Source organism: Segetibacter koreensis DSM 18137, assembly GCF_000374045.1.
GTDB lineage: Bacteria > Bacteroidota > Bacteroidia > Chitinophagales > Chitinophagaceae > Segetibacter > Segetibacter koreensis.
The window spans coordinates 45594-64184 of sequence record NZ_KB893323.1 but is presented as its reverse complement, the minus strand read 5'-3'; the positions used below and the strand labels follow the sequence as shown (position 1 = coordinate 64184).

Genomic DNA, 18591 nt, shown 5'->3' with positions numbered 1-18591 from the left:
ATAAAGCGTTTTTTGTGCTTTTTGAAGAAGAAGTTTTAAACAATTTGTAATGAATAAAAGGCTTTTTTTTCATTACAAGACCTTTAATTAAAAGTCTGTCCATATCGTTTTGTAAAAAAGAATGAAAAAGTTAAAACGGCAACAATAAATAATAAAGGGCACAGCAATGAACCTTCGAAACCAAAAGGCCCACCAGTCAAGGCTTCAGGTCCGGATATAGATTGTTGCAACAGGCTCGTAAGTTTTAATCCGCTTACTTCGTATCCTAATACCGGTCCCTGAAAATAGTTCCAGGCAAAATGGAAGAAAATGCCAAACCAAAGATTCTTTGTGAAAATATAATTTATGCCTAATAAAATTCCGGCTAAAAAAATGTTTATAACAGCAAACAGAGAGATATCTGGGTTAGAGCCATGAAACAATGAAAACAAAGCTGCAGTGATACTCAGTGCTCCCCACTTATTCACTGATTGCATTAAATTGTTTAGTAAATATCCTCTGAACAACAATTCTTCTACAAAAGCAACTACAAGCATAATAACAATTCCTATCAACAAGCCGCCTGCATCAAAATTTACTGAAATGAAAGAAAGGTAACCTGTTACAATTAATATAACAGAGCCGACACCTAGCAAGGCAAGCGCAGAAAAAAAACCGAGCCCGGCTTCATTAGAATAACCTTTCCAGGAAAAGCCAAGGGAGGAAAAAGTTTTTCTATCTATAAATTTTCTTGATAGCCATGTATAAAGGAAAATCAGTAACCCCATTAGAGAATACAGTATTCCAAACTGCAGTACATTTTCGTCTCCTTTTTCCGTACCTGCTTCAAATTGGCTTATAATATTACTGCCGAAATTTGAAAAAACATACACTATTGTAGATATCGCTGCAAAATAAATAAGAGCACGGAGCCAGCCTTGTTTTATAAGTGCTTTTTGTTTCATTTCCATTTTATGACTTTAAAATACTGTATTTATCTTTGGCTAAGATCAGCAATCGTTGCTTATGCAGAATAAAGATATAAAAGTACAAGAGTGCGACGCAACAGAAGCGCAATAGTAGTAAATAGCAAGGATCATAAAAAAATCTTCGGATGCAGGCTTACGATAAACAGAAACGGTTACCCTTTAACATTTGTACTTCAGTTTTTTTCCATCAGTCCTAATAACTAATTTGCCTAAAATTAGTAAAGATGTTTGATAGTTATAAGTTTACATGCGTTGAAAGATTTTTGAGATATGTGCAGGTTGATACACAAAGTAATCCGCAAAGCAATGCTTCGCCCTCTACTGAGAAGCAGAAGAATTTGAGTAATATACTTGTAGAAGAATTATTGTCGATGGGAGTAAGCGATGCGCATGTAGATGAGTTTGGATATGTATATGCAACAATTCCTTCAAACACCACTAAAGAGGTTCCGGTTATTTGTTTTTGCAGCCACGTAGATACTGCCCCTGATTGCAGCGGTACTAATGTAAAGCCTATTCTTCATGAAAAATATGATGGAAAGGATATTGCTCTTCCCGATGATACTACCCAGATTTTGAGTGTGAAAGAATTTAAATATCTGAAAGAACATATAGGAGAAAGTATTATAACTGCAAGCGGCACTACCTTGCTGGGAGCAGATGATAAAGCAGGAGTGGCAGAAATAATGGATATGGCAAATTTTTTAATGACTCATCCTCATGTAAGCCATGGAACGATAAGGATATTGTTTACCCCGGATGAGGAAATAGGAAAAGGAACCGCTAGGTTAGATATGAATAAATTGGCTGCTGATTTTGGGTACACACTAGATGGCGGTGAATTAGGTACTCTCGAAGATGAAACATTTAGTGCAGATGCAGTTACGATAACGGTTCATGGCGTGATTGCACATCCCGGTTATGCGAAAGGTCGGCTGGTAAATGCATTGAAGATCGCAGGTGAAATTTTAGCTGCCCTTCCTAAAAAAGAATTTAGCCCGGAAACAACTAAAAAGCGCGAAGGTTTTGTTCACCCCGTGCGTGTGGAGGGCTTGGCAGAGAAAGCAACCATTGAATTTATTGTGCGTGATTTTACGAGGGAAGGTTTACAGCATAACACAGAGCGGTTGAAAAAAATTGCAGAAAACGTTCTGCACAAACATGCCAAAGCTAAAATGGAGTTTACCATCGTCGAGCAATACCGTAATATGAAAGAAGTGCTGGAAAAATATCCGCAGGTGGTTGAGTATGCAAAAGAAGCTTACAAAAAAAGTAAGCTGAAGGTGCACAGGCATAGCATACGTGGTGGTACCGATGGAAGCAGGCTTAGTTTTATGGGTTTACCATGTCCTAATTTATTCACAGGTATGCAAGGCATACACAGCAAAAAAGAATGGATTGGAGTAAGAGATATGAAAAAGGCTGTAGAGGTCATGGTTAATCTTGTACAGGTATGGCAGGAGAGGGGTTAAGTGGAGTTCGAGAAATATTAAAACAATAGTTAGCGTAATTATACACAATTTGACAAAGGTAATTTAACCATGGTCTGCTGCATGAAAAGCTTAGAGGTTCACCTCATATGGTTATAGGTAGTCAGCTTTATTTTGTGGTCTCGTGTGTGAAAGCCGACTACCTATACCTATTAATGATGATACTTTTAATTTAAATCAATTCTTTTTCCTATTGTTTTAATAGTATTATAGAGGAGTAAGGTTTTATAACGATGCTTTTTGAATATGAATTATTGTTAACGTCTTTATAATTGCCTGCTAAAGATACCGTTTTGTCTGCCGCTGTTCCGTTGTATTCGAAACGAACGTAGTCATCAGGATTTATATTTCTTCTGCCTTGCATTGAAAGTATGTGTGAAGAAGGATCTTTTCCCCGAAGAGTCTTCCAATCATTTAAAGAAAGCGCTTCAGATACCTTTTTACCTTCAACGTTTTTATAAGTTTGTTTAAATACCCTGTCATTACCCAAAGGACGTCCATAATAATTATTGTCTATAGTTCCTAGTACATTATCTACATCATTACCATTGGTGAATATTTCAAAAGGTTGCTGGGTAGGAAGTTTCGAAAAGAAAGTGTTGTTAACTATCGTGTTGTTTCCTAGGTGACCCGCATGCTGCATATAGCATGCCGTTTGATTATTGAATGAAGTGTTATCTTTTACTATTATGTTAAAAGCGTTGTTCACAAAAATTCCCCGAAAAGTATTTGCAACTGTATTGCCGGTAATTTCAACTCCATTTGCGCCATCCATATAAATACCGTTGGCTGCAGAGTTTGGGGAGTTTGTACCAGCCTGTGCACCTGTGCCATTTAATACAATGTTTCCAATCACCTTTCTATTAGAAAAAATAGTATTTGCGTTCCCGGCCCATGTATAAATTCCGCCACCGTCGTCTTTTACAAATCCAAATGTGTTAATTACATTATTCTTTATGGTTTGATTATTACCATTAAAATTAATACCTATGTAACCAGAGCTATCAATCTCATTGTTTTCTATTACGTCATCTGATCCACCAAATTCTAAACCTTTATACGGTGCGCTATCGCTTTCTCCCATACCTGCTATAGCACCTGAATTTCGAATAACATTATTTTTAACAATTGAACCTGTAGTATTTCCGAGTTTCATTCCCCAGCTATTTGAGTAAGCTACGGTGCAATTTTGTATGTTAAGGTTTGATGAACTTGTTCCGAAGGATATACCTGTATTTCCTGAAAAAAGGATATCGCAATTTTGTATGGATACATTAGTACAATTATTAATTCTAAAGCCATAAGCATCAGCTCCCTGAATAGACAGATTGTCGAAAACTAAATTGCTGTTATTATTTGAATAAATCAAAGCCGCAATTGTTGATGCCTTTACCGAATACGAAGATGGAGGTTTTTGGCCAAAGTAAACATACATCTTCTTAGAAGAAGGGTCGTAATACCATTCTCCAAATTGATCGAGAGTCTTTACATCATTTTGAATAAAATAACCATAATTATCTGTTGGTGTTGATTTTGAAAAAGCTTTATAAGTAATAGTATTTCCTTCATGTGAAATAATTTGTTCTTTGTCTAGTTTCCACCTCGCCATACGGATAACAAGTTGCGCTCCTGTCCAGTTTGGAGTAGGGGGCAGTTCGTTATCGGTAATAGAAATATTGCTATTATGAGATTTGATAGTGAGGTATCCTTTATTTGGAGCGTCAGCATTGGGATAGCGGCCTAACTGCTGTAAAACATTGTTTACTAAAAGAATACTAACGCTTTTGCCTAAAGAAGCGTCAGAACTTTCGTATACGCCTTTATAACCGGCAGTTGGAGTCCAGTTAGTAAGATTTACCAAACTGGTTATAACAGGTTTTTCCCCGGTGCCATAAGTAGAAAATACAATAGGCATATCTGGTGTACCTGATTTTTTTAGTGTTATTGATCCGTAAAAGGTTTCACCTCTTTTGAATAATATGTGATCTCCCGGCTGGAGGTCGCCGGAAAAAGAATTTAATTTATTAAGTGTTTTCCATGGAGTAGAAGGGCTTTGAGCTTCTTTAGCCGTTCTGTCATCATTTCCAGAATTATTAGAGAAATAATAATTTGTCGCTTTTGCATTACTTATAAAAAATAGAGATGCTAATAGAAACAATAAGGTTTTCATTTGGTGATTTATTAGGTATGTGTTTTTGGGGAATTTAAAACGAAACTTCTAAACGTCATCTTGTTACGATTTCAAGCGAACTATTTTTTAGCTAAGTTATTCTTGAAATAGTTAAGCTATTGTTTATTTTAAAGCTTCTGATAATTTTAAACACTTCGTTTTGTCTGGCGAGGAACTTAAAAGTCAAATTATAAAAAAAGCTGTCCTTTTTAGACAGCTTTTTAGTGTAAGTCCGATAGTAATTTATGACTTTAAAAAGACCGTATAGGACGTGCGCCTTGTACGGTAGCTTTATTTACCGAGGTTGTAGTACCGGAGGCATCAAAAGTGTGAGACCAGGCGGTATTTGCATCTGTTTGTGACGAACTCCAACGTGGTGCATTATTAAAACCAATTAGATCACGATACTTAAACATTTCAGCTAATTCATCTCTTGATGGTAAATACCAATCAGTAAATCCATACCATTTTGAATCGTCGCATAGTTTAGCAACATTCACCGTATTTCCGCAGGCATCCAAAATAGCTTTGGTATTAGCTTTTCCGCTACCTATTTCTGTTTTTGTACCCGGTACATCGACAGCACATCCCCATACGCCTGAAATATCGTTACCGGCTTTCGCTGCAATCAATCCATGGCGGCCTGTTGCATCAAGGTAAAAAACAATTCCTCCTTTAAACTCGTCTCCTATTTTAACTGGAGGAATAGAAAAAGTGATTTCGTTGCTATAGCTTGTGCCTGAACTGTTAGTTGCGTAAGCACGCACATAATATTTTGTATTAGGACCAAGGCCGTTTAGCTTTAGTGAAAACGCTCCCATTGTTGCGCTATCTGACTTTACCACCATTTTTGAAACTGTAGGACTGGGTAAAGTATCATAGCACACCCCACGTTCTGTTAATTGAGACGCTCCGGTTGAAGTTACATTCGCTTTAATTACAGCATTAGGGGTAGTTGTTCCTATTATAGTAACAGAAGTATCAGCAACAAGAGTTGGAAGTTTGCTTTGATCCCCCTTGAGATCTTTGCTGCAACTAACTAAAAAGATTGAAAAAAAGGCAATAACAATAACTGTGTACATCTTAATTATACTCATCATTTGAATTTTTATTTTTTAGAATACTGGTGACATGATTATTATAAGCGAATTATAAAAGGAAGGCAAGTTAACTTAACGAAATCTTTAAAAAGATTATTGTTCATATATATTAAATTTTATTTTTTGCCTAGTTATAGTTTTTAAAATGCTGATGCTATTGTAAATGTTACATTTCCAAATCCCTAAAGGTTGTACTCCTTTTTCAAATTTATAGCCACACCTTGTTAATGACTTGCAAAAATTTCTCCGTGTTTTTGTTAATAAGTTGTAAAAATATTTTTCAGATTAAACTTTTAATGGCATGGATTTTGGTAGTTGCAGGTTTCTTTAAATTATTTAATAAATATGGGTATTTATTTCCATATTTCTTTTTTAAACATGCTAAATTCTACTTTATGAAGGCATCATTAACTTTACTTTTAGTTTTTTTTCTACACTCTGCATGGGCCACAACTTATTATTTCTCGACTTCTTCAGGAAATGATTCCAGAAGTTCATCTGAGGCTCAAAATCCTTCTACTCCATGGAAAACAATCAATAAACTTAATTCCTTTTTTAGTAGTCTTAATCCCGGTGACGCTGTACTTTTTAAACGGGGCGAAACATTTTACGGATCAATTACGATAAATAAATCCGGTACTTCCGGTTCGCCTATTCTTATTGGTGCCTACGGAACTGGAAACAGGCCGGTGATCACTTCCCTGGTTACCCTTTCAGGATGGACAGCAAATTCTTCATACAAAGGTGTTTATGAATGCAGCGCTAACTCAGCCTTTGGCGCGGCTGTTAACGTTGTGCTGCTAAATGATGTTGAAAAAGGCATGGGGAGATATCCTAATGCTGACGCGACAAATAAAGGATATTTAACGTTGGAGTCTCATGGAACTAATACGATCACTGATAATGAATTATCGTCATCTCCAAACTGGACAGGAGCTGAATTGGTTATAAGACCTTGTCACTGGAAGCTGGATAGATATAAAATCAACTCTCATTCCGGACACACTATAAATTATGCTGGAAATGATGCTCAAAATAATTATGGCTATTTTATACAAAATAGTATTAAAACTCTTGATCAGTTAGGAGAGTGGTACTACAATCCATCGACAAAAAAACTGAGCATGTATTTTGGCTCTAATTCTCCATCTTCTTATACTGTAAAAGCATCTGCCCTTGATTATTTAATTTATTCAAAAAGCAGAAGTTATGTTATATTTGATAATTTGACATTTAAGGGAGCAAATCAAGACGGTATTGATATTAATAGCGGCAACAACATTCAAATTAAAAACTGCGATGTTCTTTTTTCAGGAAAAGATGGGGTAAGTCTTTCTAATCATTCTTATTTTACGATTGAAAATTGTACCGTATCAAACTCATATAACAATGGCATTTCGGCCGGTAGTTCAAATCCGCATGCAATTGTTAGAAACAATATTGTGAAAAATTCATACTCTGTTGCCGGAATGGGCCAAAGTGGTGATGGACAGGGTGCCGGAATCAGAATAAATGAAAATGGTCTAGCGGAGTATAACCAGATTACTAATTCAGGCTTTTTGGGGATAGCTATGGGGGGTAATTATTGTGTAGTAAAAAATAATTATATTGATACTTTTTGTTTTGTAAAAGACGATGGTGGTGGAATCTATGCATATAATGCTTCTAACTCTGTTAATAATACCGGTAGAAAAGTAACAGGTAATATTATATTAAATGGTATAGGAGCACACGAAGGTACTAGTGTAACTTTCTCCTCTGCTGACGGTCTTTATTTTGATGGTTTCATAAACGGTGTAGAAATTTCTGGTAATACAATCGCCAACTCTAACCGTGGTATCTATCTTCATAATAATAGAGACATTACTGTAACCAATAATACTTCTTATAATAATGGTTGGGGACAGCTGCATATGAAACATGATGCAAGCGGAGGTTTTAGAAACCAAACTATTACCAATAACATTTTCTTTTCTAAAACTTCTGATCAGCCGGTTACGGCTGTACTAAGCAGATTTGATAATGCTGATATCAAGTCAGCCGGAAATATGGATTATAATTTTTATGCAAGACCTATTAATCCATCTGCGCTGATTAATGCAACTATTTATCTTTATCAATCTAACCAGAAAAAAACCATGGCAGACTTGCCTGTCTGGAAATCCACCTATTCAAAAGATGCTAACTCCAAATTAAGTGAAAAAACATTTAAACAATATCCGGACGATAATATCAAATTTGTATATAATGCAACCAAAGCGGATAAAACTGTTTCTTTAAATACCACTTATGTTGATGCCAGAAACCAAAAGTATTCGAATAGTATAACCTTAAAGCCTTTTACATCTGCGGTTTTAATAAAAGACGGAACAGTAACTACAGGAAATACTGCTCCTAATGTAAGTATTACAAGTCCTGCTACTAATTCAAGTTTTACTGCACCGGCTACAGTTAACATAAGTGCCTCTGCATCTGATAATGATGGAACAGTAAGTAAAGTTGATTTTTATAAAGGTAGTACCCTGATAAAAACAGAGACCAGCGCTCCATATAATTGTTCATTAGGCAATTTACCTGCCGGAACTTATACTTTAACTGCTAAAGCTACGGACAATGATGGCGCAGTTACTACCTCGTCAAGTGTTACAGTGTATGTTGGAAGTTCAACCGGAAATAAAGCGCCAAGTGTAAGTCTTACCAATCCAACAAACAATGCAAGTTATAGCAGTGGATCGACTATAAATATGCTTGCTACAGCAACAGATCCTGATGGCTCTATAAGTAAGGTTGAATTTTACAGCGGAACTAAATTACTACATACTGAGTATAATGGCACCTATAGTTACTCATGGAGTAACGTACCTGCCGGTACTTATACAATTACCGCAAAAGCAACAGACAATAAAGGTCTGACCACGACATCCTCAACTGCCAAGATATATGTAGGAACGTCAACAGGAAATAAAGCCCCTACTGTAAGTCTTTCCAGCCCAACCAATAATGCGAGTTATAAAACCGGCTCAACGATTTATATGCTTGCTAAAGCAACCGATGCCGATGGTAGTATAAGCAAAGTGGAATTTTTTAGCGGAAGTAAACTTCTTCATACAGAGTACAATGGTACATACAGTTACTCCTGGAGTAATGTACCCGGAGGTACTTATACAATTACCGCTAAAGCTACAGACAACAAAGGTCTTAGCACCACATCGTCGAGCGTAAAAATATATGTGACCTCAAGCAGGTCAAATAATAATCAATCTTCCACTACTATAAATAATGATAGCACTGACTTAATTCAAAAGATTGCAGGCAATAATGCTTCTAAAACAATTAATTTTAAATTGTTCCCTAACCCTGCAACTGATGTAATTAATTTAAGTTTTGATGAAATTCAAAGTCAGCAGCAAGCTACATTGACAATTCAAAATATAGGCGGAAGTATATTAAAAAGCTACCCTGTAGTTGTTTCAGGTAAAACTTTGCAAGTTGATATTTCTTCACTAAATACTGGTATGTTTATAATAACCCTTAAAGGTGAAGGCTTTAGCACTAATAAAAGTTTTATTAAAGGCAAAACGAACTAGCAACGGTGTTATAAATGTATAAAGCTAACACTAAAAAAGGGGCATCATTAAGATGCTCCTTTTTAGTGTTAACTAAGGATGGTATTTGATTAAAAAATGTAAATAGGTATTATTCTTATATTTGGAGCTTATTTATGACTGTAAAAAGTGTTTATTTTTATTGTGTGCCTTATACTTCTCCAGATAAGGCCGCCTTTCAACATAGTGCTATTACCTTAGCCGAAGGTTTATCTGCTATTGGGATAAAATGTTATTCCAACATTAATTACTGGAAGTATGAAGGAAATTCTTTTTTATTTCAAACTTCCAAAGATGTTATCCCTGATGATTGTTCTGCCGTAGTTTTAAATAATGGCTGGTTTTCTTACGGTCATGAACTTCCACCAAATTTGTTTAAGAAGAACCGAAAATACTTAACTGTTTACTTAGACCATGCTGATGGAATTAGAACAGAAAGTTTTAAAAAAGAATTTAGAAACTTCGACGTTATATTAAAAGCACATTATAATAGTTTTTGTGTCTATCCGGGTAATATATATCCTACTGTTTTTGGACTATCGAACCGAATCATAGGAGCGTGTGAAGGAGTTGATTCTTTCGAAAGTAGAAATAATAGCATACTATTCAACTTTAGAGTTAAACATTCATTACGGGGAGTAATGGTTAAAGAATTCAGACCACTTATTAGTGAAGTTTTGGATATTGATGAATCTACCAATAAATTTGACGAGAAAGATCTTTTAGCAGAATCTTACGACAAGTTGATGTGGGAGCAGACTGGAAGGAGGCATTATCCTACTTATTATCAAAAGTTGAAATCAGTTAAAGCGTGTGCGTGCTTTGGCGGATATTTTTTATCTCCTTTTCCTAAAAATCAAAGTAGTATTCTTGGTTATCTAGTCTCCAAAACTTTTGAAAAGCTTAATATATCTGTTCCAGGACGAATTAATCAGTGGGACAGTTGGCGTTTTTGGGAAACATTAGCTTCGGGAGCAGTGGCTTTTCATATAGATTTTGAAAAGTATGGAATATGCTTGCCGGAGCAGCCAGGCAATTTTAAACATTATGTAGGAGTAGATCTAGACAATTATAAATCAACTATTGATAGGCTTAAAGATGAGCCCAATATTTTAAAGGAGATATCTACTCAAGGACGACAGTGGGCACTTGAATTTTATTCCCCTACTGCTATTGCCGGCCGTTTTGTAAGATTGGCAGAAAGATTTTGAGGATTATTAATTTGAGTAATATTAATCAAACTTTCCTCTTGGTTTAATTGCTAGTTTAAATAATCTATTTCTGTCAGGTAAATCGGAAATCGCTAAAAGCCTTCGTTTCGTTTACCTTAAGAGATCTCGTCATTGTATATTTAGTGTTAAGGCCCGAATACACCTGTTTTTTCAGAAACTCCCCCTCTACTAAAATCCATACCAATTTTTAGATCTAACGTGTGGAAAAATATTATTATTCGGTACTATTTTTTTATTAATTTAATTTGTCATATATATTTTGTTAACTATAAGGTCCAACGTGTTAATTGACTTCTTTTATTCTCTAAAAAAATTACCAAACTTTTCTCTTAAATTTTAAACAGCAATTTTATTCTTTAATTGGTACAGATTTTGTTTTAGTCGGAGAAGAGATTAAATTAAGTCGTAAATTTTTTAGAATTGTTGAAGTTTATACTCAAGAATTCACTTTGAAGTTTTAATCTACCTGTCTTTTGTAAATTGAATGTTTTAAACCGGCATTTTGCTGGTTTTCTAAATTGTCCACTACAAGAAAGAGTAAGAAACGTCTTCTTGTTACATTCTTATGTACTTACATCTCTAATGACCTTATAACTAGAGTGTTATATATTAAAATGTGGATAACTTTTTCTGCGTTCCTTTTAAACTTATGCGTTTTGGCTTATACCTTCGCTCCGATTGAAAAATGATTGCTCCAGTTTTTTTAATATCCTTTATAAAAATCAGTGTTTGCTTGTATAACAAGAGACAGCGTTTTATTAACTTTTTAAGCACACATTGCAATTTATTATGAGAACACTCTTATTTGTACTATCTCTATGTTTTTTGCAGCATGTTTTTGCTACCAAACATGCTAACGGAAATAACAAACATGCTAACGGTAAAAACAAACATTCAGGCGGGAATAACAAAAAGGCCGGCGGAAACAACAAAAACTCTGGTGGAAACAATAATAATAATCAGGGTGGAAACAATAATGGCAAGCCGGTAACTTATTACTTTTCTAATAATTCCGGAAATGATTTAAGGTCTTCAGATCAGGCACAAAACCCTTCTACGCCTTGGAAAACTTTGAATAAACTCAACTCTATTTTCCCCAGTCTTCACCCTGGTGATGCAGTTTTATTAAAAAGAGGAGAAACTTTTTATGGATCAATTACTGTAAGTCAGTCTGGTACCGCAAAGTCTCCTATTACTATCGGTTCTTATGGTACTGGTAGTAAACCTGTTATAACTTCTTTGGTTACCTTGTCAGGTTGGAAACAAAATCCTTCTTACAAAGGAGTTTATGATTGCAGTCCTAATGCTTTATTAGGTTTGGAAGTGAATATAGTTCTTTTGAATGATGCACTAAAAGCGATGGGACGTTTTCCTAATCTTGACGCTCCTAATAAGGGATATTTAATATTAGAATCGCATGCAGGTAATAAAAAGATTATTGATAGGGAATTAAAATCAAGTCCAAACTGGACGGGAGCGGAATTAGTTTTGCGTCAGGCGCATTGGAAAATAGATAGGTGTAAAATTACCTCTCATTCAGGAACGACCATAAACTACATAGGACAGACTGCGCAAAATGATTATGGATATTTTATTCAGAATAGCATTAAAACTTTAGACCAGTTAGGGGAGTGGTATTACAACCCATCGACTAAGAAGTTAAGCATGTATTTCGGATCAAATTCTCCATCTTCCTATACAGTAAAAGCATCTTCGATTAACAATTTAGTATATTCTATTAAAAAGAGCTACGTAGTTATTGATAACTTGACTTTTAAAGGGGCGAATAAATACGGAATTGATATTAATAGGGGGAATAACATTCAGGTAAAAAATTGCGATGTTCTTTCCTCAGGAATAGATGGAGTAAATGTTGCAGGCCACGCATACTTCAATATTGAAAATTGTACTGTTTCAGATTCTTATAACAATGGTATAGCAGCCGGTCTTTCTAACAATTACGCCGTTGTTAGAAATAATATCGTAAAAAATTCTTATACCGTAGCAGGAATGGGCCAAAGCGGTGAGGGGCAGGGTGCAGGTATCAGAATCAATACTAATGGATTGGTGGAGTACAACGAGGTTATCAATTCTGGGTTCATAGGGATAAATATGAACGGAGATCACGTTACAGTAAAAAACAATTATATTAACACTTTTGCTTTTGTAAAAGACGATGGCGGTGGAATTTATACCTATAATAAATCTAATACTCCAAATTCTGCAAGAAAAATAACAGGGAATATTATACTGAATGGAATAGGAGCTGGGGCGGGTACTAATACACCCAATTCTTCTGCTGACGGTATATATTTGGATGGTTATGTAAACGGCTTAGAAATTTCCAGCAATACAATTGCGAATTCGAACAAGGGCCTTTATCTTCACAACACCCGAGATATTGTTGTAAAGAACAATACTTTATATAATAATGAATGGGGACAGCTTCATATGAAGCATGATGCACATGGAGGCTTCCAAAATCAAACAATTACTAATAATATTTTCTTTTCTAAAACTGAAGATCAGCCGGTTTCTGCCATTCTCAGCAATTTTGATGACAACGACATAAGGAGGATAGGAAAATTAGATGGTAATTATTACGCAAGGCCAATAAATGATCGGGCAATAATTTTTAGCACCATTTTCAAAAATAGCCGGAATGAGACAAGAGCTAACCAGGATCTGGAAGACTGGAAAAAAAAGTATGGAAAAGATGGAACGTCAAGAGTAAGTGCTAAAAAATTAGCGCCGTACAAGGTCAAAAATATTATAGGTCAAAATAAATATTCTTTTGGAAGCTTTAATAGTAGTTCAGACATAAAGGTATTTGGAAATAATTGTAAACTTGTCTGGGATAACTCGAAAGTGCTGGATGGAGGCAATTTAAAAGTGGTGCCTACAAACAAAAGTTCAGCACTTATATTAAATGTAGGAGCTGTTTCTCCTTCTAAAAAATATATTTTAAGATATAGTGTAAAAGGTACCGGAACTATGAGTATAGCGTCATATATCAGAGGTTCTAATTACAAGCCTTTAACATTAAATCAGTATCGCATCATAAGCACAGGTCGCAACAACAACGAAATGATGTTTACTCCTACTGCTGCTGATAACTCAGCGTCGCTTGTCTTTCTGGTAGACGCTAAAAAAACTTATAATATAGACAATATACAGTTTTACGAAGCAGAAGCAGCTATAACAGATCCAAATGATTCTATCAAGTTTGTCATTAATCCAAGTAAAATAGATAAAACGGTTGCATTAGACGGTAATTATGTTGATGCGAAAAATGCCAAATATTCTAATAGTATAACATTGCAGCCTTATACTTCTGCAGTTTTAATAAAAGATGGAGGGTCTCCTCGCCAAAAGACCGGCCCAACGGTAAAAATAAGCACTCCTGTAAATGAGGCTTCTTTTTCCGGACCTTTAACAATTAAAGTTGACGCTATTGCAGTTGAAGGCGACGGTAAAATACAGAAAGTCGAGTTTTATAATGGGGCAACATTATTAGAAACTCAAATGGGTGCTCCCTATACTTTCAATTGGAATAATGTGAAGGCGGGTAGTTACACACTTACCGCTAAGGCAACAGATATTAATGGACTTTCATCTACATCTTCAAAAGTTTACATTACTGTAAACGGGAAAACTAATTCCTCTCCTTCAGTTAAGTTAACTGATCCATATAACAATTCAAAGTTCTTTGGCCCTGCTACAGTAAACGTAACTGCTGAGGCAAGTGATAAAGACGGAACAATAAGTAAAGTTGAATTTTATAATGGTTCACGATTACTATACACTGAACATGCCTATCCATACTCATTCAGATGGAAAAATGTGACCGCGGGTAGATATACACTTACGGCAAAGGCGATAGACAATTCTGGGAAAATCGCAACCTCTGCAGGTGTTTCTTTTACGGTTTTAGCAAAAAAAGATAGTAAACCTCCGGAAGTAAATATCACAGACCCTAATAATAATAGGAAATTTAAAGGACCAACAACAGTACGTTTGGTTGCAAGAGCGAAAGCATATGGGGGAAGGATAAGTAAAGTTGAGTTTTATAACGGAAGAACTTTGTTAAGAACCGAGTACTGGTACCCTTATCGCTATTTTTGGGAGAATGTTCCGGTTGGAAATTATACAATTACTGCTAAAGCCATAGATGACAAAGGAGTTTCCACTACATCTGACGTAGTAAGATTTTCAGTGGAATCGCGAGGTAAATCAGCAAGTAGCAGACCATCTTCAGGAGAAAGTCTAATCGACACAACTGAGGGTGAGCCAAATCCTTTTAACGGGCAGGAGTTGTTGAAATTGAGTCCCAATCCTACCCGTAGTACTTTAAATATCTCGACTGATGGTCTGCCTCAAAACAAAGAATTAACGATATCAATTATAACTGTTTCAGGTGGTGTAATAAAAACGGTACAATCTAATAGTTCAAATCATGTTGCTCAGATAGATGTATCATCTTTAAACAATGGAGTATATATTGTCAAAGTTGTTTGTGAAAATAAAGTTCTGAGTCAACAATTTGTAAAATTGTAAGTGACTATAATAATATAGTCGACCTGGTTACCTTGTTTGAAACATGGCAAAAATCTGATGTAACCTTTACTCGTGATGTTGTAATGCGAGTGCGAATTTTTAAAAGCCCAAAGTATAATCATCTTTGGGCTTTTTTTATGGTAGCTTACCTGGTGTCTCCAGCGATAGCTACTTTCCAGCTGTCATTTTCTGTCGAACTACCCTAAACTTTACTTCTTATAGTTCTACAAAAACAAAAAAGTTTACTGAAGATTAAATTCAGTAAACTTTTTTAAAATCTAACCCAGCCTTAATTAAAGACCAAATAGTAAATTCAATATTCTTATTATTTTATTAACCTGCTACTGCATCTTTAACCGCAGAGCGTTTAGTAAAAGAAGTAAACATTTCCTGTAAAGTTTCTTCTATACCGTATGTATAATTCCAGGAAGGGTAGTGACTTTTGAATTTTGATACATCGCTAATATACCAAATATGATCTCCTATGCGATTATCTTCTGAATACGAATAATCTAGTTTGTTACCCGTAATTTCTTCACAATAATTTATTGCTTCTAGCATCGAACAGTTGGCGAAGCGACCTCCTCCTGCATTATACACCTCTCCACTTTTTGGATTATTATAAAAGTGCCAGAACATGTTTACCAGATCATAACTATGAATGTTATCTCTGACCTGTTTACCCTTGTAACCAAAAATTGTATAGTGCTGATGATTGATAGCACATTTCATCAGGTAAGCAAGGAAGCCATGAAGTTGCGCGCCAGAATGATTAGGACCAGTTAAACAACCTCCCCGAAATACTGCTGTTTTCATTCCAAAATACCGTCCGTATTCCTGAACCATGATATCAGCAGCAACTTTTGAAGCACCAAAAACTGAATGTTTACAATTATCTATGCTCATCGATTCGTCAATCCCTTCTTTATAAAACGGATGCGTTTCTTCGATTTCCCAACGCAATTCTTTTTCGACAAGAGGTAGGAAATTGGGATTATCGCCGTACACTTTGTTTGTAGATGTGAAAACAAAAACGGCCTCTGGGCAATGTAAACGGGTGAGTTCAAGCATATTCACTGTCCCGTTTGCATTTACTGTAAAATCTGTAAGTGGCTCTTTTGCAGCCCAATCGTGACTTGGTTGAGCAGCAGTATGTATAATTAAAGAAATGTCCGTGTTATATTCTTTAAAAATATCACCCAATTTTTCATAATCTCTAATATCTACGTTGTAATGTTTGTAATTCGAGAATTGATTCTGAATTCTTGACACATTCCAGTCAGTTGAAGCAGAGCCTCCAAAAAAGTACGCTCTTAAATTATTATCAATTCCTACGATCAGGTCAAATTTATTTGCGAGAAAGGATACTGATTCACTTCCGATTAAACCACCGGAGCCGGTAATAAGTGCTATTTTCATAAATTGTCAAAATTAATTTTACGAATTCCTAGTTTACATGAAATAAATAAAAAAATAAAATGTGTATTTGTTGTGAGATATCTTTTCCATAATTTATTAGGCTCCTGTACCAAACGATAAAGCCATTCAAAACCTGAATCCTGGATCCATTTAGGAGCGAGAACTATATTGCCCGCTATGAAATCAAACGCGGCCCCTATTGCTAACATGGGAGCATTAATCAATCCTAAATGATTGGCTACCCATTTTTCCTGCCTTGGACATCCTCTTCCCACTAATACTATATCTGCGCCACTTGCATTAATTTTTTGTATATCAGCGATATCCTCTTCAGCAGTTGCTTCTCTAAAACGGTCTGCATGAGTGCCACTAATAATTATTCTTGGATATTTTTGCCTGATTACTTCTATCATTTTCTCTAATGTAGCAGAAGTGCTTCCATATAAATATATTCCTAAAGACTTTTCATTAGCTTTTGCCAATACATGATCAGTTAATATAGGACCAGCGACACGATCTTTGAGTTTTACCTTGTGGAAGTCGTTAAGTGCCCATCTAACAGGCTGCCCATCAGGAACTATCATGTCTAACTTGTTTAGAAGTTGTCTGAAAGGCTTACTTTTAACACTTTCTATTAATCCATGTACAGCTAAAGCAGTAACACCAAAACTTGTATGAGACAAAGCTTTTTCGATAATGAGATTAGAAGCTTCGTCGTAATCGGTAATAGTATAGTTAACCGTAAATAATTGTTTTTTAAAATTCATATTATTTAATAAAATTTGGTGCGTTAAACTTCGAAAAGTAATTTTTTTGCATAGCAAGCAAATAGCATACAAACTTTCATTTTTTTGGTAATATTTTAGAAATTAAACATAATATTCCTAAAAATTTATAAAAATTGCTTATATCTAAGATGGTAATGCCTTTTTTAGAGCATCTGATAAGCAATTTTCGAAATGGTTTAATGTATATTTATTTTGGAAACGCAGTCTTCCTGCCTTCCCCATTTGCAATCTTAATTCCTTGTTTTCAATAAGCAATTCAAGTTTTTCAGCAAGCTCACGTGAATTATTTTGCGGCACTATAAACCCTGTTATTCCGTCAGAAATTATTTCAGCAATTCCTCCTTCATTTGTTGATACTATCGGCAGATTGAATTGCATGGCTTCCAACAGCACTAATGGGAAGCATTCGTTATGATAAAAGGTTGGAAATACAAAAATGTCGGCTGAATTATAAAAGTAAAGCTTTTCATCGTTATATTTTTTTCCATGTGCAAAGATATACTTTGACAGATTATTTTCTGATATTAGTTCGTTGAACATTTCTTCTGTAACACTGGCCCAATCTCCAACAAAATGACATTCAAAGTTCAGGTTCTTTTCTTTTAATAACTTACACGCCTCCAACAATACTAAAACACCTTTTTCAACCACCATATTTGACAGAAACAATAGTTTACACCTATCGTTTGAATCAACGGCCTCTTTTTCAGTCAGAACCTTATTTTCTATTTCAGGAATTCCATTTCCACAAACAAAAATATCTTTTCTGTCTACATACTTTGAAATATCAGTATACAATAATGATGATAAAAGAATACTTTTGGTTGCATTGAATGTAAATTTATAAAGCAAGTTATCTAATGTATTCTGTTGCCTGGTCGAAACTCCCTTATTGTGAAAATGGTATATGATCGTTTTTCTAAATATTTTTAGAATAACGACTATAATGAAATCTTTGTAATATCCAAATCCTTTAGCTGTAAGGGTCATGTAACATAAATCATAATTTACTTTCGATAATGCTCTTATAACTTTTGCTGCCAGTTTACATGTTGAGATTATTTTATTTATCCCACCTTTCCCTACTTCATTAACCGTTGTAGAGGTAGAGAGATTTATATAAGCGGTATCAAAATTCTCATTAATAATATTGCTTCTTTTTATAAATTGTCCTACCATAGCAGCGCCGTGAACAGGAGGGGGAAAATGAAGAATGAAAAGTACTTTAGGTTTCAATTGTTCCGGTATATGAGTATTTTGAA

At 35.1% G+C, this 18591-nt stretch carries 10 protein-coding genes; 4 read left to right on the top strand and 6 right to left on the bottom strand.

Going from position 1 to position 18591, the window contains the following annotated elements; all coding sequences use genetic code 11:
* Positions 1–83: 83 nt before the first annotated feature.
* Positions 84–950 (bottom strand): CPBP family intramembrane glutamic endopeptidase, encoded by an 867-nt coding sequence (locus B154_RS28185; protein WP_018613839.1) that lies wholly within the window; start codon positions 948–950, stop codon positions 84–86.
* 242 nt (positions 951–1192) lie between these two features.
* Here B154_RS28185 and pepT point away from each other — a divergent pair, with 242 nt between their 5' ends.
* On the top strand, positions 1193–2440 hold the full coding sequence (pepT, locus tag B154_RS0109960) for a peptidase T (protein WP_018613838.1): 1248 nt from the start codon (positions 1193–1195) through the stop codon (positions 2438–2440).
* A 208-nt stretch (positions 2441–2648) separates the two neighbouring features.
* Here the strand turns inward: pepT and B154_RS0109955 are convergent, their stop codons facing one another.
* Both B154_RS0109955 and B154_RS0109950 read right to left on the bottom strand, forming a co-directional pair.
* Positions 2649–4628: a right-handed parallel beta-helix repeat-containing protein gene (locus tag B154_RS0109955; protein ID WP_018613837.1), complete on the bottom strand. Its 1980-nt coding sequence runs from the start codon at positions 4626–4628 to the stop codon at positions 2649–2651.
* A gap of 251 nt (positions 4629–4879) precedes the next feature.
* Complete coding sequence (locus B154_RS0109950; protein ID WP_157580641.1) at positions 4880–5728, bottom strand: Lcl C-terminal domain-containing protein; 849 nt, start codon at positions 5726–5728, stop codon at positions 4880–4882.
* Between the two features lie 395 nt (positions 5729–6123).
* Between B154_RS0109950 and B154_RS0109945 the strand changes: the two genes are divergently transcribed.
* From B154_RS0109945 to B154_RS33330, 3 genes are all read left to right on the top strand, one after another.
* The gene (locus tag B154_RS0109945) at positions 6124–9315 is read left to right on the top strand and encodes an Ig-like domain-containing protein (protein ID WP_157580638.1); all 3192 of its coding nucleotides are present in this window, start codon (positions 6124–6126) and stop codon (positions 9313–9315) included.
* A 134-nt stretch (positions 9316–9449) separates the two neighbouring features.
* Positions 9450–10544: a glycosyltransferase family 1 protein gene (locus B154_RS0109940; RefSeq protein WP_018613834.1), complete on the top strand. Its 1095-nt coding sequence runs from the start codon at positions 9450–9452 to the stop codon at positions 10542–10544.
* An 810-nt stretch (positions 10545–11354) separates the two neighbouring features.
* The gene (locus B154_RS33330; protein ID WP_018613833.1) at positions 11355–15122 is read left to right on the top strand and encodes an Ig-like domain-containing protein; all 3768 of its coding nucleotides are present in this window, start codon (positions 11355–11357) and stop codon (positions 15120–15122) included.
* A gap of 333 nt (positions 15123–15455) precedes the next feature.
* On the opposite strand, the gene B154_RS0109930 is transcribed toward B154_RS33330, so the two are convergent.
* The 3 genes from B154_RS0109930 to B154_RS0109920 form a co-directional block, all read right to left on the bottom strand.
* Positions 15456–16541, bottom strand: coding sequence for an NAD-dependent epimerase/dehydratase family protein (locus B154_RS0109930; RefSeq protein ID WP_018613832.1), 1086 nt, complete (start codon positions 16539–16541; stop codon positions 15456–15458).
* Positions 16538–17308, bottom strand: a complete 771-nt coding sequence (locus tag B154_RS0109925) for a WecB/TagA/CpsF family glycosyltransferase (RefSeq protein ID WP_018613831.1) — start codon at positions 17306–17308, stop codon at positions 16538–16540. Before B154_RS0109925 ends, B154_RS0109930 begins: the two co-directional genes overlap by 4 nt.
* Positions 17309–17452: 144 nt before the next feature.
* Complete coding sequence (locus B154_RS0109920; protein ID WP_018613830.1) at positions 17453–18565, bottom strand: glycosyltransferase family 4 protein; 1113 nt, start codon at positions 18563–18565, stop codon at positions 17453–17455.
* Positions 18566–18591: the final 26 nt, after the last annotated feature.